The organism is Methanoculleus marisnigri JR1, assembly GCF_000015825.1.
Lineage (GTDB): Archaea > Halobacteriota > Methanomicrobia > Methanomicrobiales > Methanoculleaceae > Methanoculleus > Methanoculleus marisnigri.
This window is the reverse complement of the sequence record NC_009051.1, coordinates 1,753,721-1,771,230: the sequence shown is the minus strand read 5'-3', so window position 1 is coordinate 1,771,230 and position 17,510 is coordinate 1,753,721. Positions and strand designations below refer to the sequence as shown.

At 62.7% G+C, this 17,510-nt stretch carries 19 protein-coding genes; 7 read left to right on the top strand and 12 right to left on the bottom strand.

Features of this window, described 5'->3' with window-relative positions; translation table 11 throughout:
* Positions 1-174: 174 nt before the first annotated feature.
* Complete coding sequence (locus MEMAR_RS08715; RefSeq protein WP_011844611.1) at positions 175-879, top strand: DUF432 domain-containing protein; 705 nt, start codon at positions 175-177, stop codon at positions 877-879.
* Positions 876-1,727, top strand: coding sequence for a mechanosensitive ion channel family protein (locus MEMAR_RS08710; RefSeq protein ID WP_011844610.1), 852 nt, complete (start codon positions 876-878; stop codon positions 1,725-1,727). Before MEMAR_RS08715 ends, MEMAR_RS08710 begins: the two co-directional genes overlap by 4 nt.
* Before the next feature lie 7 nt (positions 1,728-1,734).
* Here MEMAR_RS08710 and MEMAR_RS08705 read toward each other — a convergent pair whose 3' ends face one another.
* From MEMAR_RS08705 to MEMAR_RS08685, 5 genes are all read right to left on the bottom strand, one after another.
* Positions 1,735-2,400: an MBL fold metallo-hydrolase gene (locus MEMAR_RS08705; RefSeq protein WP_011844609.1), complete on the bottom strand. Its 666-nt coding sequence runs from the start codon at positions 2,398-2,400 to the stop codon at positions 1,735-1,737.
* Between the two features lie 132 nt (positions 2,401-2,532).
* Complete coding sequence (locus tag MEMAR_RS08700) at positions 2,533-3,270, bottom strand: SIMPL domain-containing protein (protein WP_011844608.1); 738 nt, start codon at positions 3,268-3,270, stop codon at positions 2,533-2,535.
* A gap of 121 nt (positions 3,271-3,391) precedes the next feature.
* On the bottom strand, positions 3,392-4,069 hold the full coding sequence (locus tag MEMAR_RS08695; RefSeq protein WP_245526580.1) for a potassium channel family protein: 678 nt from the start codon (positions 4,067-4,069) through the stop codon (positions 3,392-3,394).
* Positions 4,066-5,343, bottom strand: a complete 1,278-nt coding sequence (locus MEMAR_RS08690; RefSeq protein WP_011844606.1) for a serine/threonine-protein kinase — start codon at positions 5,341-5,343, stop codon at positions 4,066-4,068. Before MEMAR_RS08690 ends, MEMAR_RS08695 begins: the two co-directional genes overlap by 4 nt.
* Entirely contained in the window at positions 5,333-6,130 is a 798-nt protein-coding gene (locus MEMAR_RS08685) for an FHA domain-containing protein (protein WP_011844605.1), read from the bottom strand. Before MEMAR_RS08685 ends, MEMAR_RS08690 begins: the two co-directional genes overlap by 11 nt.
* Positions 6,131-6,263: 133 nt before the next feature.
* On the opposite strand from MEMAR_RS08685, the gene MEMAR_RS08680 reads away from it, so the two are divergent.
* Positions 6,264-6,569 carry a hypothetical protein gene (locus MEMAR_RS08680; protein ID WP_011844604.1) on the top strand — a complete coding sequence of 102 codons (306 nt, stop codon included), beginning with the start codon at positions 6,264-6,266 and terminating at the stop codon, positions 6,567-6,569.
* Between the two features lie 140 nt (positions 6,570-6,709).
* Positions 6,710-6,976 (top strand): hypothetical protein, encoded by a 267-nt coding sequence (locus MEMAR_RS08675; RefSeq protein WP_011844603.1) that lies wholly within the window; start codon positions 6,710-6,712, stop codon positions 6,974-6,976.
* A 7-nt stretch (positions 6,977-6,983) separates the two neighbouring features.
* Here the strand turns inward: MEMAR_RS08675 and MEMAR_RS08670 are convergent, their stop codons facing one another.
* The gene (locus MEMAR_RS08670; RefSeq protein WP_245526579.1) at positions 6,984-7,424 is read right to left on the bottom strand and encodes a hypothetical protein; all 441 of its coding nucleotides are present in this window, start codon (positions 7,422-7,424) and stop codon (positions 6,984-6,986) included.
* A 158-nt stretch (positions 7,425-7,582) separates the two neighbouring features.
* Here MEMAR_RS08670 and polX point away from each other — a divergent pair, with 158 nt between their 5' ends.
* The gene (gene polX, locus MEMAR_RS08665) at positions 7,583-9,313 is read left to right on the top strand and encodes a DNA polymerase/3'-5' exonuclease PolX (protein WP_011844601.1); all 1,731 of its coding nucleotides are present in this window, start codon (positions 7,583-7,585) and stop codon (positions 9,311-9,313) included.
* A gap of 4 nt (positions 9,314-9,317) precedes the next feature.
* On the opposite strand, the gene MEMAR_RS08660 is transcribed toward polX, so the two are convergent.
* Positions 9,318-9,773, bottom strand: a complete 456-nt coding sequence (locus MEMAR_RS08660; protein ID WP_011844600.1) for an FKBP-type peptidyl-prolyl cis-trans isomerase — start codon at positions 9,771-9,773, stop codon at positions 9,318-9,320.
* A 147-nt stretch (positions 9,774-9,920) separates the two neighbouring features.
* Entirely contained in the window at positions 9,921-10,562 is a 642-nt protein-coding gene (locus tag MEMAR_RS08655) for an FkbM family methyltransferase (protein ID WP_011844599.1), read from the bottom strand.
* 315 nt (positions 10,563-10,877) lie between these two features.
* On the opposite strand from MEMAR_RS08655, the gene MEMAR_RS08650 reads away from it, so the two are divergent.
* Positions 10,878-12,137 (top strand): glycosyltransferase, encoded by a 1,260-nt coding sequence (locus MEMAR_RS08650; protein WP_011844598.1) that lies wholly within the window; start codon positions 10,878-10,880, stop codon positions 12,135-12,137.
* Between the two features lie 630 nt (positions 12,138-12,767).
* On the opposite strand, the gene MEMAR_RS08635 is transcribed toward MEMAR_RS08650, so the two are convergent.
* On the bottom strand, positions 12,768-14,351 hold the full coding sequence (locus MEMAR_RS08635) for a DEAD/DEAH box helicase (RefSeq protein WP_011844595.1): 1,584 nt from the start codon (positions 14,349-14,351) through the stop codon (positions 12,768-12,770).
* Between the two features lie 96 nt (positions 14,352-14,447).
* On the opposite strand from MEMAR_RS08635, the gene MEMAR_RS08630 reads away from it, so the two are divergent.
* Complete coding sequence (locus MEMAR_RS08630; RefSeq protein ID WP_011844594.1) at positions 14,448-15,170, top strand: uracil-DNA glycosylase family protein; 723 nt, start codon at positions 14,448-14,450, stop codon at positions 15,168-15,170.
* 5 nt (positions 15,171-15,175) lie between these two features.
* On the opposite strand, the gene MEMAR_RS08625 is transcribed toward MEMAR_RS08630, so the two are convergent.
* The 3 genes from MEMAR_RS08625 to MEMAR_RS13165 form a co-directional block, all read right to left on the bottom strand.
* Positions 15,176-15,847: an Hsp20/alpha crystallin family protein gene (locus MEMAR_RS08625; RefSeq protein WP_011844593.1), complete on the bottom strand. Its 672-nt coding sequence runs from the start codon at positions 15,845-15,847 to the stop codon at positions 15,176-15,178.
* A gap of 106 nt (positions 15,848-15,953) precedes the next feature.
* Positions 15,954-16,451, bottom strand: a complete 498-nt coding sequence (locus MEMAR_RS12490) for a GNAT family N-acetyltransferase (protein ID WP_081432607.1) — start codon at positions 16,449-16,451, stop codon at positions 15,954-15,956.
* A gap of 135 nt (positions 16,452-16,586) precedes the next feature.
* Positions 16,587-17,390, bottom strand: a complete 804-nt coding sequence (locus MEMAR_RS13165; RefSeq protein ID WP_011844591.1) for a winged helix-turn-helix transcriptional regulator — start codon at positions 17,388-17,390, stop codon at positions 16,587-16,589.
* Positions 17,391-17,510: the final 120 nt, after the last annotated feature.

The following is a 17,510-nucleotide window of genomic DNA, read 5'->3' as shown; positions in this document are numbered from 1 at the left end:
CCCAGTCCGTTCCCTTTTAAATCTGACCGGTTTCCCACAACGACTCTATTTCGTTTGAGCATCTGCATAAATGCCCGTATTGGTTCGTCTTCAGGGATCTGGCGCCGGGACGCGAACCCGGCGGATCGTGTCTATCGCGTAGGTTAATATTTGAGTATTTGCAGATCATAGTTGATGTTCGGACGTTACAGGGGCACTTTTCGCCGTGAATGCGGTGATATTCTGGTAGAAGCCGAGAGTGTCGACGGTCTCGTGACCTACCGGCGCAGGTGCGCAGGTCAGACGTTCGAGCGGATCCTGGTCTCGAATACGGGCGAGGTGGTCATCAATCCGGTTGAGCCGGTCAACCTTCCCAAGGAGATCACGGACTTCCTGCTGGTGGAGTTCTCACCGATGATGATCGAGCCCGGCGCCTCCCGGACGGTCTACCTGAAGTTCCCCGTCGAGATCGGTGTTTTCGTGGAGTCTGCGCGGGATATCGAGGTGCTGGACGTCTTTGCTTTCGGCACCCAGAAGTACACGCTCTACGGTTCGCCGACGAATGGGGTCATCGCCCGGTACTACGAGAGCGCGGTCTACCCGGAGATCCCTCAGGTCGATCCCTTCCGTGAGGGGGTGATGGAACTCTCCATCCACAATACCTGCCGCGAATGGGTGGAGGTGTCCCGGGTTGTCTTTGAGAGTACCGATATGAAGATCTACTACGGTGACTTCGTGGCGGCCACCGCCACGATGAAACTTCTCACCAAGACTATGGCGGAGACGGACTTCGTCGACGCACCGCTCCGACCCGGGATGGTAAAATCCATCGAGCTCTACACGGCCCGCAAGATCCCGGCTATCGACCGCGGATACCTGATGGAGTGGGGTTTCTCATGACGTTCAACGTGACGGAGGTCCTGGAGATACCCCTCGGCGTCGGCGATATCACCGTCGAGCGCCTCCTGTACTTCGCCGTTATCCTCACGGTCGGCGTTATATTCGCGAAGGTTGTCGCGACGAACGTCCGGAGGGCTCTCTCGGAACGGTTGCCCGTGAACGAGCGCGAACTGCTCGCGAAACTGGTCTACTACGCCATCATTATCTGGGCGTTCGTCGTCGCTCTCCCGCAGCTCGAATTCGACCTCTCCGGTCTCCTGGTGGCCGGGGGAATCGCCGGTCTCGTCATCGGTTTTGCGAGCCAGAGTGTCGTCTCGAACCTGATCTCCGGGCTCTTCCTGATGTTCGAACACCCGATCCGGATCGGCGACAATATCAACGTCGCCGATGTCAGCGGGAGTGTCGAGGATATCCGTGTCCTCTCGACCGTCATCAAGACCTACGACGGGATCTACATCCGGATCCCGAACGAGAAGGTCTTCACCTCGAACATCACGAACTACGTCCACAACGCGGCCCGGAGGTTCACATACGAGATCCGTATCCGGCATCAGGATGACGCGAACGAGGCGATCCGGATCGCAAAGGAGGTCATCGAGACCCACCCCTTCGCGCTCAAGAGCCCGGCGCCGTCGGTCTTCGTCGATAATCTGGGAGACAACAGCGTCAACCTGACCGCCTACATCTGGGCGCCGGCCCGGAACTGGTGGGAGGTCCGGACGGATCTCCTCTGGAAGATCAAGCGGGCGCTCGAAGAGAACGGCATCGAGATACCCTTCCCGCAGCGCACTGTCTGGTTTGCGGACGGGCTCGAGGTGAAGGGCGGCTCTGGAGAGAGGAAAGAATAACTTTTTTTTAGCCTATCCTGTGCACCTTCCCGACGCCTCCCGGCCGGAACGAGCCCGGGTAGCGCTCTCTGAGTTCCGCTATCTTATCGGTGCAGTGCGACGCCGAGAGGTACGCCACCGCGGCAAGGGCGTCGATATCTTCGCCGGAGACGGTATGGAACCCGCCGATAACGCCCCATACCCTGCCTTCCCGGGATACCCTCTCGACGATCCGGCCGATGTGGGGATGTGCGCACCCGGTGACGACCAGGTAGCCGTCCGGAACGGTTATCGCGAGCGCCTGCTCCCGGATATCGGTCCCGAGCGGGCCGGTCACGGCGATGCCGTCCGTGACCTCCGTCCATTCCCCGATAATCCGCGGTTCGGTGTATTCCCGGATCAGCGCGAGCGTATGCACGGAGAAGGCGTCGTGGACGAATACTTCCATCGATGGATTTCGGGCCAGGATCGCCGCGATGCCGCCGATATGGTCGTGGTGGTCGTGGGAGAGGACGAGATGCCTGATGGACAGAGGATCGATGCCGAGCGCCTGCATGTTTGCAAGAAGGACGTCGCCGCGTTCTCCGGTATCAAAAAGCAGCCCCGCCTCCTCTATCTGGCAGGAGAACCCCCAATCCGTCGTGAGCCCTTCCCGGCAGGGGATGTTGTTGTAGACTTCGGTTATCGTAAGCATGAGAGACTCCGGTATTCCGGTCTCTCTTCCCCGAAGATTATGCTTCCCGATGAGGCAGACCGGGAGGTGAGGTGATGGTCCGGGGTTCGGAGCCCCCGGACGTGCAGACGAAAAGAGGTGGTAGAGGTGTGGTTACGAGATGATGTACGAGATGGAGACGGTGGCGGTCACATCAATCTCGCCGACCTCGAGCGGGGTCGGGGCCGCTCCGCTGGCTGCCTTCTCCATGCCCATGAGGCGGCTGTCGTAGACCAGCGGGATGTAGCTGTTCCCGACGTTGACCTCTTTGACGTCGACGATGGTCTTGCCGATGGCTGCGGCGACGGCATCAGCGTCGCCCCGTGCCTGCGCCACCGCGGCGGTCAGGGCCTGCGACCGGAACTCCTGCTGCTTCGCGTCGCTCAAGGTGAACGAGAACCGGTTGACCTTGTTCGCACCGTTCTCTACCGCGAGATCGACGATCTCGCCTGCACGGTTCACGTCGTTTAACGTGACCTCGAGGCTATTGATGACCCGGTAGTACTTGACCCTGGCGGTTGTCAGGCCCCTGCTGTCGGTCTCGGTTATCGGGATGATGTTGTAGCCGGCGGTCCTGATGTCCTTCTCCGGAATGCCGGCCCTCTTCAGTGCGTTGACCACGGCGTCCATTCTCTCTGCGTTCTGCTGCTGTGCTGTCTTGACGTCGGTGTTCTCGGTCTCGACCGCGAAGACGACGACGGCCTCATCAGGCGTGGTCGTCACCTTGCCCGTCCCGGACACGTGGATCAGCTTGTCTTTTGATTCCTCCGGCAACTGTGCGGTGACGTTGCCGATCACCGCGGCGCAGAGGACCATGAGAGCGATCCCCAGAAGTGCTGCTTTTCCTCGCATAAGTATCAATCATCTCTTGATTGGGTCAAAATAAATATCTTGCTTTAGCTACGAGATTTTTCGTAGCTTTAACCGGACGGATCGAGAAACCCGGCATTTATCTCTGGAATTCCTGCACCGGTCACTCGTCTGCGGCATCGGTTCGCCATCCGGCGGCCGCCACCAGGCGGGCGATCAGGACGGCGATGTAGAGTGTCCCGCTCACGGTCTCGAGCAGGGCGAGTGATCTGGCCTGGTCGGTGACCGGCGTGATGTCGCCGTAGCCGAGCGTTGCAAGGGTGACGAAACTGAAGTAGATGAACGCAGGAAAGGTGAAACCCGCTCCTGACTCTGCCGAGAACGATCCGGGAGTGATACCCTCGACAAGGTTGTAGGCCGTCGCCCAGGTGAGGCCCATGAGGAGGTAGACGGAGACCGCGCCGTAGATGGTGTCGGTGGTGATCCGGCGCGTCCCGAGCACCCTTGACAGGCCGACAAGCGCGGTGAAGGCGTAGAAGAGGAGCGTGAAGACGCTCTCGGCGCTGCCGAGTGCCGGGTCGCCGGTGATGATGTGGAGCCAGCCGAGGCCGAAGGCGGGCACTGCAAGGAGGACGGCGATCACGACCTGCCGCCGCCGGTTGCTCACGGCGTAGACGCCGGTGATCAGGACGAAGGACGAGAGCACCTTCAGGGCGGCCGGTCCGGTCGGCCCTGCACTCACGTAGGGGTAGACGGCGAGCAGGAGGACGAGCGACGCGAGCAGGTAGTGGAACTGCATCGCCCTGGCGCGAGCAAGGTACCGGGCGAGAAGGTTCTTCACGCTCTCCCCTCTTCCGCGTCGCCGAACACGGCCTCGATCGCCTCGAGCACTTCTCCGGCGGACTGGTAGCGGTCGGCAGGGTCTTTTGCAAGGCACCGGAGGATGATCGGGTCGAGTGCTGCAAGCGTGGGGTCTATCTCTGAGGGAGGGGCGGGCTGCTCGCGGATGACCGCTTCGGCCAGCCCGGCGAGACTCTCGCGGGCAAAGGGCGCCTTCCCCGTCACCAGTTCGTAGAAGACGGCGCCGAGCTGGTAGATGTCCGTCCGTGCATCGGCCCTGCCGAACCGTTCCGGGGCGATCTGCTCCGGGGCCGCGTAGGCGAGGGTGAATCCGGCGACACCGGTATCCCCGCTCGCCGCCACTGTCGTGCTCATCCCCCAGTCGGTGATCTTCGGCGTCAGGCCGTCGTCGAGAAGGATGTTCCTCGGCTTGATGTCCCGGTGAATCACGCCCTTTTCGTGGGCGTAGGCAAGCCCGGCGGCGATGCCCGCGGCGATGCGGGCGGCGGTCTCCACCGGGAGGGGTTTTTCAAGGTCATCCAGCGTCCGGGGGAGGTACTCCATCTCAACGAACGGTACCGGGAGGATATTGACCGAGTGAACCGTCACGATGTTCGGGTGAGCCAGATCTTCCCAGAACCGCATCTCCTTCATGAAGGTCTTTCCCGTCGCCTCGTCGTAGGCGGCCGGGATCTTCACCGCTACGGTTCGACGGTCATCGCGTCTGACCGCCGAAAAGACCTGCCCGAGCCCTCCTCTTCCGACAAAGGCAATCCGGTCGTAGCGCTCCGCAAGTTCGGGCGGGAACCCTGCCGGGCGGGAGAGCACTGTCTGGTATGCATCGGCAAGGATGGTCGCGGCGGGCTCCGCCTCCTTTCTGGGCGGTCCCGTCAGGTACCGGGCGCCGAAAACGACGGCCCCTGCGAGGAGGACGAGAACCAGAATGGCCCAGGGGAACGGGTCGGCGTCGGTCGCGTTGTTCTTCTCTTCGGGCATACCCCCGGCGGTCGGGGTTGCCGTTGCACCCGGCGTCGCCACCGTCGGGGTATTTTCGGGCGTGACGGTCTCTTCCGGCGTAGCCTTGCCCTTGTTCTGACCTGGGCCGGCATCCTTATCCTCGTCCGGGTTCTTTCCGGCGGATTCGATGCCCTGGGGGGAGGCGTTTGCGTGCTCGGGCGGCCCTCCGGCGCCCGAGACGATTGGAGCGACGGCTGCGAGAAGGAGCGCGGCGACGAGGAGCAGGACGGCAGCCCGCCCGGCCCGGTCAGGCGGCATCCGACACCGGCACCCCCCCGGGAACGACGAAGACGAGGGTTGCCCCCGGCGCGCCTTTCGCGAGTTCGATGAGGTCCCCGTCGTGAAGTTCCCGCCGCGTGCCCGCTTCAAGCGGCGTGCCGTTCACGAAGGTGCCGCCCGTGCTGCCGCAGTCCTCGATGAACCAGGCGCCGTCCCGGCGGTGGGTGAGCCGGGCGTGCGGCTTCGAGACGCGGGTGACCGCTGCGTACTCCTCGCCGAGGACGATTGCCTGCGCGGCCCGCCCGGGAACTCCCGGATCCGCCCGGCCTACGGCTATGCTGTCCCCGGCGAGCGCAAAGACTCTGCCGTCCTCCGCGCCCCCGAGGAGGATGACGACCGGGGGCTGCCCGGAGAACTCTCCCGAGAACGTCTCCCGGACGCCGGCGAGTTTTTTCGCGAGCACGGAGTCCGTGAGGGTCAGTTTCAGGTTCGAGAAGAGCCCGAGGCTCCTCGTGATCGCTTCGAGTCCGCCGGGTACGAGCGAGTATTTCCAGACCGGGTGTACTCCCTTTGCGGTCGGGCGCGAGAGACCTGCCTCTTTGCGGACGACCCCGATGCTCATCAGTTTGTCGAGGTGCTTTTTCGTGTTCTCGTAACTCGTCTCGATCGCGGCCGATATCTGCCGGACGTCTTTCGGGCTTCGTTCGATGACTTTCAGGATCTTCAAACGCGTGCTGCTGCTCAGCACGTCCAGGTATTCGGAGAGTTCCTGCAGGTCGTCGTTGTCGATATCGAGGATAAGCGTCCTTGAGTCTTCGTCGGTCATAGGCTCTCGTGCGGGACTCCGTTGCTGTATGTTTTAACGAGGTCTCTGATGAAGGTTGTGCCCCTCAACGGGCGGCGCACCGTGCCGGCACATCCGCAACGACACACCCCGATGCGCGACCGTACCCCGGATCATGTTTTATACGAGGGGGGCGATCGAGGGCGGCATGCTTGGAGAGATCGAGAATCTGCAGCGACGGGCCGTGATGGTGGAGATCGAGGAGATAATCCAGTCGACGCCCGATTATACCGATGTCAGGGAGGCGCTTCGTTCGTTGAACTTCATACCGGAGCAGGACGATGCCGACGTCGCGATATGGGTGCAGCCCGATCTCGGGATCTTCGTCCTCCTGCAGATGAATCTCGGGGGCGGGTACGCAGGCTACCGGGTGGCCGCCTACGACGGCCTGGAAGGCCGTGAAGTGCGACTGCCAGAATGACAGGAGTTTGAGCACCGTTAGGTGCGAGGAGAGTCTGCCGGCTTCACTGCCTGGTAAAGGAGTCCACCCTTCGAAACCCGGCTGTTCCGATCGCCTCCGCCGCGTCAGATTTATCCGGGGGTACGCGGTATGGGTCCTGTATGCCGGAACAGGTACCCATCGACCGGGATGCGCAGGAGGCCATGAAGGCCCGGATCAGGGAGACGCTCGCCGCAAACCCCGCCTACGCCGAAGTTCGTGAGGCCCTCGAGGCGCTCGGGTTCCGGGCAAAGGAGGACAGGCCTGCCCTTGCTCTCTGGGAAAACGGCGAGCACGAACTCCTTGTGCTGGTTCATATCGATCCGAAGACCGGCAGGCTGCGGGACCACATGGTGAGCACCTTCGAGGAGACGGAAGGGTTCGAGTAGTCCCGGATCATGCCCGGCCTGGCGGCGGGTCCGCAAAGAGCCCGATATACCCTGCGATGAGCGCGATGATGAAGACGATCAGATAGATCGGGAGCGCAAGCGCCCTCTCGAAGACTGAGAAAAGCCCGACGCCGGTGATCTCGCCGACGAGCGTAAAGAGCCGAAGGAGGAACATGATCAGGAATACGGCACCGAATGCGCCGAAGATCGGGCCGGGGAGGTTCAGGGGGAATGGAAGGGCCCCGAAGAGGTCGCCGACGAGGAAGAGGACCGATATCATGATGAGCAGCCCGAGGTTGGCGTTGAGGAACTCGACGACCTGCAGGAAGATCGGTATCCGGACGTAGGCGTCCGCGAGGATATTGAGTACCCCGAGCACGATCAGGAAGACGACGATCCCGATGACTCCTGAGAAGAGGACTTCGGCGACCGATCCCTTCCTGTGCATATCCATCCGATCCCTGGAGAAGGGAAGACCTTCCGACCATATGGATTTACCGGCCGGGACTTCTTCCACCGCCCGGAGACCGCAACCTTCATGTAGGCACCGGCGATGAATAAATTCTGAATCGCAGAGTGCGTAATCTCTGCCTTCCGGTGAGCGTCATGGAGAACCATTTGCGGGTGACGAACATCGAGGTCGCAACGATCCTCCACGAGGTCGCCGATCTCCTGGAACTCAAGGGCGTCCGGTTCAAGCCGCAGGCGTACCGGCGGGCGGCGCTGGCGATCGAGACCCTGCCGGAGAATGTCGCCGACGTCGCACGGGAAGGCGATCTCGACGAGATCCCCGGGGTGGGCAAGGGGATCGCCAAAAAGATCCGCGAGATCCTCGAGACCGGGAGCCTCGGGTACCTCTCCTCTCTCCGCGAAGAACTCCCGGAGGGCGTGCAGCACCTTACCCGGCTCGAGGGGATTGGGCCGAAGAAGGCGATCGCCCTCTCCCGGGAACTCGGCATCCGGACCGTCGACGACCTGGAGGCGAAGGCGTTGGCCGGCCGGATCCGCGACCTCCCCGGATTCGGGGAGAAGACCGAAGCGAACATCCTCGCGAGCGTCCGGGCGAGCCGGACGGCAACGGAGCGCCGCCTTCTCGGGCAGATCCTTCCCGTCGCCCGGGAGATCGAGCGGCGGCTTGCCTCGCTCGCCTCGGTCCGGCAGGTGAGCCTCGCCGGGTCGATCCGCCGGAGAAAAGAGACGATCGGGGACGTCGACATCCTCGCGACCTCAACACGTCCGGAGGAGGTGATGGAGGTCTTCGCCACCCTCCCGGGGGTCGAGCGTGTCCTCGTTCGGGGGATGACGAAGACCTCGGTGGTGCTCTCGACCGGGATCCAGGTCGACCTCCGGGTCGTGGAGGACGGGCATTTCGGGGCCGCCCTCCAGTACTTCACGGGTTCGAAAGAGCACAACATCACCCTGCGGAAGCTCGCGATCGCGAGGAACTGGCGGCTGAACGAGTACGGGCTCGCCGATCTTGCAACCGGCCGGACGGTCGCGGGAGAGGACGAGGCCGGGATCTACCGTGCCCTCGGTCTCGCCTGGATCGAGCCGGAACTCCGGGAGGACCGGGGCGAGATCGAGGCCGCCCGGGCCGGGACACTGCCCGACCTCGTCGGCTACGATGCGATCAGAGGCGACCTCCACGTCCACACCCGCTGGAGCGAGGGCGCTCATTCCATAGAGGAGATGGCAAAAGCTGCCCGGACGCTCGGCTACGAGTACGTCGCCATCTGCGACCATGCGGAGGGACTCCGTATCGCCCGCGGCCTCTCTCCCGGGCGTCTTGCCGATCAGATACGCGATATCGAGCGGATCAACCGGGAGAGCGACGGCGAATTCACTCTCCTCTCCGGTACCGAGTGCAACATCGGCATGGACGGCACGATCGATCTCCCGGATGGTACCCTCGCCGACCTCGACGTGGTGGTGGCGAGCGTCCACTCGGGGTTCAAGCAGTCCGAGAAAGAGATGACGGAACGGGTGCTCACGGCGATGCACAACGATCACGTCAAGATCATCGGCCACCCGACGGGACGGATACTTCTCTCCCGCGAACCCTACCGGATCGACCTCGCCGCGGTCTTCGATGCCGCAGCAGCGCTCGGGGTTCTTATGGAGATCAACGCGTTCCCGGCCCGGCTGGACCTCTCCGACGTCAACGCCCGTTCGGCCCGCGGGGCAGGCGTCCGGTTCTCGCTCGCCTCGGACGCCCATCGCCGGGAGAATCTCCGGTATATGGAGCTGGGTGTCGCGACCGCCCGCCGTGGATGGCTCTCGGCGGAAGATATCGCCAACACCCGGCCGCTTCCGGAGTTAAGAAGGTTGCTGCGGTAGGGAGTTACCCGACTACCTGCTCCTGCGCAGCGCTGATGATATCCACGAGTTCGATATCGAATGTCAGGGGTTGTCCGGCCAGCGGGTGGTTCGCGTCCAGCGTCACGCTCGACTCCGAGACGTCGCTGACGACGACGATGGCCGCCCTGCCGTCCGGCTGCTGAACCTGGAGTTGCTGGCCCGGTTCGGGATTGATATCCTCGGGAAACTGTTCCCTGTCCACCGTAATGGTCATCTCATCACGGCGGGGACCGTATGCCTCTTCGGGCGGGATCGTGGCTGTCTTTGCCTCTCCCGGCTCCATGCCGACCACGGCGCGCTCGAACCCCGGGATGATCTGACCGCTGCCGATGGTGAACTCCAGTGGGGCCCGCTCTTCGGAGGTATCAAAGACCGTCCCGTCTTCCAGTTTTCCTGTATAATGCACCTTTACGGTGTCGCCTTCTTTAGCCTGCGCCATACTGCATCACCACCGGGAGCGTTGTTGCCGATCCCTATTTATGCATGCCGGTGGGTCGCGGTTAGCCGAATCTCGGGGAATTTACCTGCCCTTTTATCCCGGCCGGGATTACCTGAATCTTCCCGTCCCGCGACGGCCGCCGGACATTCACCTGCCGTTCTTCCGGACGGCGTGCAGAACCCCTATCACGCCCTTCACGTCGTAGCCGGGTGTCCGCTCTATCTCGAAATCGTAATGCTCCCCGATGTAGTCGAGAAGCGTCCTGTTCACCGGCCCCCCGATCGGGGGCATGTGGAGTTCCATCTCGATCCGGTGCACCCCATCGAGGTCTCGTGGCCTGATGGACCATTCCGCCCCCTCGCAGTCGCACTTTAAGAAGTCGCATCCTCCGGCCATGGCGGCAAACTCACCGAGAGTGCGGGTCGCCACGGCGAGTGTTCTCTCCCCCCAGGCGATCCGGACGCTCTCCCCCGTGCCGAGCGCCCCGTCGACCACGGTGACCCCTCCGCCGTTTCTCTCGACGTTCTCCCGGAGTGCCTCCGTAAGGATGGGTTCGACGGCCAGCACGTGTCTCGAGCGGCGGGCGGCCCGGATGCAGAAGGCGCCCACGTTGGCCCCGATATCGAGGACGATGTCGTCCGGCCGGATGTCGTCGAAGCGGTACTCGCCGACGACGTAGACGGCGTCGGCCCCGTGTGCCATCCTCCTGAAGGTCACGCCGTCGGAGGTGGTAAAGAGGGGCGTGTGCCCGGGTTCAATGCCGTTTTTCCCGACGTGCTTTCGATACATCGCACCGTATAGTGTTGGGAATCCTCTCTATATGGGTATTTCTTCTTTTTTTTGGTGGCGCGCCGCTCCACCCGATCCTTGCGCTCTTCAGATCCGCATCGTTCCGGGGCCCGAAATTTTTCACCTTATTAACTTTTTTCGTCCTGGTTGTCATTGTTTTGCATCACGTAAATTCATATTTTGTCACTATGATACATGTTATCGGTAAAATATGGCTTAAAATGGATTATTTTCACATGCATATGTTTATTAATCCAAGGGCACAGATGCTGTGTGCAATAAGTCTCTGGACTGTCTTTGAGGGGGAGATTTGCGATGGCCTATATGGACGGAATAACCTGCATCTGCGACAACGGCCGGACGCTCGAGGACCACCGGCCCATCGTCGGCGACGATGTCATCTCCGGGATCTACCGCAAGGCGGCGGCCCTCCAGGGGAAGCGGGTCCTTCACGTGAACTCGACATACCAGAGCGGCGGCGTAGCGGAGATGATCCTCTCGCTCGTTCCGCTCATGAACGACGTCGGGGTCAGGACGCAGTGGAATATCCTGAATGGCGAGGGTGATTTCTTCACCATCACCAAGAACTTCCACAACGCACTGCAGGGGCAGACGATATCGTTCTCGGACGACGAGAAAGGGCTCTATCTCCGGACGAACGAATGCTTCTCCGGGCAGATGAAGATCGACCACGACCTGGTGGTCATCCACGACCCGCAGCCCCTGCCCCTTATCCGGTTCTACGAAAAGACCCAGCCCTGGGTCTGGCGGTGCCACGTCGATCTCTCGAACCCTGATACGGAACTCTGGGAGTTCCTCAAGGACTTCATTCTTGATTACGACCGGATGGTTATCTCGCACGAGGAGTACCACCGCAAAGGGATGTCGATGGAGCAGTGGATCTGCCGTCCGGCGATCGATCCCCTTTCGGAGAAGAACCGCGATCTCACCGACGCGGAGATCGCAGGCCTTCTTGAGAAGTACGGCGTGCCGATCGACAAGCCGCTGATCACCCAGATTTCGCGGTTCGACAAGTGGAAGGACCCCGAAGGCGTCATCGACGTCTTTGCCCGGGTGCGCGAGCACGTCGACTGCAGACTGGTGCTCTGCGGGAGCATGGCCCCCGACGACCCAGAAGGCTGGGCGATCTACCGCCGTGTCGAGGAGAAGGCGCGGGAGTTCATCGATGCCGGTGACGTCATCCTGATCACCGCCGAAGACCACCTGCTGGTCAACGCCCTGCAACGGGTTTCATGCGTCATCCTCCAGAAGTCGCTCCGCGAAGGGTTCGGCCTGACCGTCACCGAAGGGCTCTGGAAGGGGCGGCCGGTCATCGCGTCCCGGATCGGGGGCATACCGCTCCAGATCGAGGATGGCGAGACCGGTTTCCTCCTCGACCCGACCGATACCGATGGGTTTGCCTGGAGGATCCGGCAGGTCCTCGAGAACCCGGAACTCGGGGAGCGGCTCGGCCGGGCCGGCAAGGAGCACGTCCGGCAGAACTTCCTGATCACCCGCCTCCTCTCAGACTATCTGGACATGCTGAACACGGAACTTGGCGTTCTGAATACCTGAAGGCAGGGGGACGTAAAAAAGAATTCAATCCCCCAATACACCTATGGGCGGGCGGGCCGTGAAAGCGGTTCCACGACCGCTCCCGTCCGGCAGATTCGTGTGGAATTTTCCGGGGATCCGATTTTTCCGGAGGGGGCGCGACGGGCAACCCGGCCCGTTGCGCTCCCCGATGCAGGGCAGGTGGCAGAGATGGCCGGCCGAACCCGAGCAGGAGTTTGCAGCACACCATCTTGCAAATATGCTATTTACTAATATGCGGGTCTTAGGGCAGATAATTCTCGATTATTTCGATGGCGATGAGACTCCGGAAGATAAGAGATTGTACCGTACCTATTGACGCCACCACCCCCCAGACGGTCTAGAATACGCATCAGGATATATAATCGTTTCCCCGGACGGGACCGGTGCCGCTACCCCGGAGAATCCCCCCGCACCTCCGGGTTGCCATGCGGTGATCCCGCCGGTTCATACCGGACGATGCTTCGGCTTCGGGAAAAACGTTCCGGGTCGATGACCATTCTGCTCTGCAGGTCTTCCGGTGCGCCTCAAGCATGCCGGCGTGCTGCGCCTGCCCGGTAGAAAAAAAGGTTTTCTGGATTCCGGATCCGCACGCCGCCGGCCCATGCATTCTTACCGCCCGCCGGCCGCCTCGACGATCTCGATCGGCCGGGTCAGCCGGACCCGTGCGATGGTTTTTCCTTTCATCCCCTCGATGACCCGCTCGGCGGCGTCAAGGGGCACGTCGACGGTGGAGTAGGTGTCGTAGATGTTGATCGCGCCGATGGCGCTGCCGGGAATCCCGGTCTCGCCCGCGAGCGCTCCGACGATATCCTTCGGCCTGATCTGGTGCTCTCTTCCGACCGGGATCCTGAGAAGAGCCTGCCCCTGGGCAGGCCTGATATCCTGCGGCTGGCCCTGGCCGACCCCGCCGAGTTCCAGTTTCAGGAGGGCGGCGGCGACCTCGAGCGAGGTATAATCCTCGGCGATGATCCGCTCGACGAGGTTCGCGTACTGGTCAAGATTGCCCTCGTCGATGGTCTGGTGTACCCGGTCGATGAGTTTGCGCGTCCGGCTCTCCTCGACGTCTCCCTGGGTCGGGAGCGGGATCCGGGCGATCTTAATTTTTGTATAGTTCTGGATCGTCCGGAGCTTGAAATACTCCTTGGGGCCCACGAACGTGACGGCCCGCCCGGTGCGCCCGGCTCGTGCCGTCCTGCCGATACGGTGGATGTAGTACTCGATATCCTGCGGGACGTCGTAATTGATGACCAGGTCGACGTCCTCGACATCGATGCCCCGTGCGGCGACGTCCGTCGCAACCAGGATATCGATCGACCCCGCCCGGAATTTCGCCATCACCCGGTCGCGCAGGGTCTGCTTCATGTCCCCGTGAAGCCCTTCGGCGAAGTAGCCGCGGGCCTGAAGGTGAGTGGTCAGGTCGTCGACACCCCTCTTGGTGTTCGAGAAGATCAGGGTCAGGTCGGGATCGTACATGTCGAGCAGCCGGGTGAGGATCTCGAGCCTGTCCCTGCTGCGCACCTCGAGGTAGAGCTGCTCGATCTGCGGGACGGTCACTTCCTTGCGCGCGACCGAGATGAACTCGGGGTTTTTCTGGAACTTTTTCGAGATCTCGAGGATGGGTTTTGGGAGGGTTGCCGAGAAGAGAATCGTCTGGCGGTCCCGCGGGGTATCGTCGAGGATCTTTTCGATGTCTTCCCGGAATCCCATATCCAGCATCTGGTCGGCCTCATCGAGGACGACGACCTTCACCGCGCCAAACGAGAGCGTCCCCCGGTCGAGGTGGTCGAGCACCCGGCCGGGCGTCCCGACGACGATCTGGACGCCGCGTTGCAGCGCCCGGAACTGCCGGTCGATCGGCTGGCCGCCGTAGATCGGGAGGATGTTGATGCCCTGGTGGTGTTTCGCCAGACGGGAAAACTCTTCAGCAGTCTGGATGGCGAGTTCCCGGGTGGGGGAGAGGACGAGCACCTGCGTCTCCCGGCTGCCGGTGTCGACGCGCTCGATCGCCGGGACGCCGAACGCCGCTGTCTTCCCTGTTCCTGTCTGTGCCTGGCCGGTCACGTCGCGTCCGTCGAGTATCGCCGGTATGGTGCTGACCTGGATGGGCGTGGGCTCTTCAAATCCCATATCTTCTATTGCGCGGAGTGTCTTTGGCGAGATATTGAGTTCCTGGAAGGTAATATTCTTCTCCATTCTTCCAATTCTTGGTTCCGAGACCTCTTTATATGTCGCATCTCATGCCGGGATCCGCCCGCGAAACATATCCGTCATCGCGGCGAACCTGCAGTGATGGATCCCCGACATGCTCCAGCGGCGATGCGGGAGGCTTACCGCCGCTACGCGCTCGATCGCCCGGATCTGTGCGGCATCCTCCTGCCGGGGCTCCTGCCCCACGACGCCTGCGACGCCGCATCCCGGCGACCCGGCCGCGTGAAGGTGCTCTTCGTCGCCGAGTCCCCGCCCTGGACCGCCGGGCGGCGGGAGGTCGCGGAACCGGCCGACTGCCGGAGCCCCGGCTACCCCTACTTCTGGAACGACCGCTACGACGCGCCGTGCCGTCCCGACGCCGCGCCCCTCTCCCGAGGGCTCGCGGAGAACCTCTTCTCGCTGCTCGGGCTCGACGGCAACTCGCGCCGGGAGAACCTGGACATCTTTGCGGCGAAGGGTCTCTTCCTCGTCGATACGGTCAGGTGCGTCTTTCGGAAGAACCGCAAACCGGTCATCCCGGCCGATCTCATCCGGATGAGCGCCAGAAAGACCCTCGCGCCCGAGCTCGCCGCCCTCGCCCCGGAATTCGTTGTCGCCCTAGGGAATACGGCGCTGGCCGGCCTCCGCCATATCGAGCCCTACGCGAGCGTTCTTTCCGGTGCCGGAACGATCACCGGGCTCTCCCGGGAGGCGATCTTCGAAGAGAGCCGGCTTCTCTGTCTGCCCTACCCGGGCGGACGCAACCGGCGGTACCTGGATGTCATCGAGTCGGGGTTCGAGCTCCTCCGGGATCTCACGGGATGACCGGTTTACTCCTCGAGTTTCCTCTTCCCCTCCTCGTAGAGTTTCTCCTTCTGCTTGCGGAGCTTCGCGGCCGTCTCCTGTTCTTTGGGGGTCCCTCGCTCCTCGAGTTCGATCCCCTCCGCCGCTTCCATCACGTCCCGGGATCGCGGGTACCCGGACGGCTCGATCCTCTCCCGCGCCTCCCGGTATCCTTCCTCCACCTGTTCTCTGTGCTGCTTCGCGGCCTCTTCGCTCACCGAGATCTCTTTTCCGCGGGTCTCGGCCACCTTCTTCAGCCGCACCTCGAGGACGCCGTTCTTGAACGTGGCGGTCGCCCCCTCGTCGCGGACGTCGGTGGGGAGGGAGACCGTCCGGGAGATCGCGCCGAACCTCCGCTCCCGCACGTGGTAGCCGGCCTGCCTTTCCTCCTTTGCCTCCTCCCGCCGGGCGGTGATCCTGAGCGTTCTCGCATCAAGGAGCCGGACGGATATCCCCTCCCTCGCGACGCCGGGGAGGTCGGCAACGACCACGACGTCCGTATCGTGCTCCAGGACGTCGACCACCGTTCCGGCTCCTCCAGGCACCTGCTGTGCGGCTCCCGAGAGCCGCTCCATCACCTCGGAAAACTGTTTCTGCATATCCCCTATCATCTGGTCGAATTCGCCCCAGATCTCGCGCGACGGTCTTCTCCATGCCATGGTTCCCACTTCCTGCCTCACGCTTCTGTCGGTATCGGCAGGCTCACAGGGTGCGAGCACATCATATACGTTCCTGTGCGGGACGGCAGCTACGCTCTCTCTGCCCTCAGAGAGATGCGCCGGGCTTCTCCAGCACGTAGGCGACGGTTCCTTCTTCGAACCCTCTGCCGGCGGGTCCCTCGCCGGCGTAGACAAACCCGTTCTTCTCGAGCACCCGGATGGATGCAATGAGTCCCGGGTAGGTCGTCGCCATGATCCGCCGGACGCCGGGGAGGGAGAAGGCCGCGGGGATGATGTGGCGAACCGCCTCGGTCGCATACCCGCGGCACTGGAACTCCTCGAGCACCGAGTAGCCGATGAAGACCGTACCGGTAAGCGGTGACGAGGCAAGCCCGCCGCTGCCGACGAGAACCCGGCCGCCCTCGGCGGGGTCGTCCCGCACCCAGTACCAGGTTATGAAGCAGGGGTCGGTGTTCTCTGCCGTTATCCGGATGAACTCCCCGAGTGTCTCGTCGTCGAGCAGCGGCGGCGGCCACGAACCCGGGACGGCGGCGGAGAGGAGGCGGGCGAGTTTTTGACGGTCGTCCCGGTCGGCCTCGAGGATCTCGAGCGTGGCAGGGGTCAGGTCGAGGCGTTCGGTGCGGATGCGGTGGGGTTCATCGGGGTCACTGCCATGAATGTGTTTTGATTAAAAATAAGGTGGCAGCAGATGCGGTAAAAAAAACAGCTTCTCCGTCCTTCATCCACCGCTCCCGGCACCCGCTCCCTCATGCCTGGTGTCCCGGCAATCCCCGGACTTCGCCGCCCCGCCCCCCGTCCGCTCCCCGAAAAACGCCGCAGCCTCTCCCGAGAGGGTATACCGGACGTCTCCTCTCTCCTTCTCCCGGAGCACGACCCCGTCGTTCTTCAGCCTTCGGAGGTGCCACGAGACCGACGACGCGGTTATCCCGAGCCGTTCGGCAAGTTCCGGCCGCGACGCTTCCGGGCTCTCCAGCAGCGTGAAGAGGATCTCCCGCGTGTTCGGGTTTTTGAGGTGGATGAGCACCTTCTCTTCGAGGGGGGAGTACTTCTGCCGGTTCTCGAAGTATCCAGTCTGCCCTCCGACGGCGGTGCTGGCGATCATCCCGAACTCCTGCAGTTTCCCGAGGTGGTATCGCAGCGTTCCCCGGTTTATCCCGAGGTCCTCGGCGAGGGTGCCGAGCCGGATGCCCGGGTGGGCGCGGATGTGGTCGTAGATCGCCGTCCGGGTCTCGTGTTCGAGTGCGGCGCGTTTTGCAATCCGGCGGTAGCCGAAGAAGAGCCAGACGTTTAAGAGAAAGAGGACGTTGACGACGACCAGGAGTTCGGGGGCGGTTCCGATGAGGAATTCAGAGATCAGGATCTGAGGCGGAACCTGCCACCACTCGATGGGCGTCATATCCTGTGGCGGACGGTCGGGTACGTAATTCCCGGCAGGGCTGACCGTATACCCCGTTGCGGCCGCAGAGGCGGGGAGAGCGGCGAGAAGGATGATCAGGAGTACGGCAGCCGTCCGGCGTCGCATGCTACAGGAATAGGGGTGCGGGCTCTTGACCTTTGCGCTTTGACGGCAGCCTTTCCTACCCGGCTTCAGGGAAACCGGGGCTTGCGAATAGACGGCCGGCACAGAAACCGTATATAATTT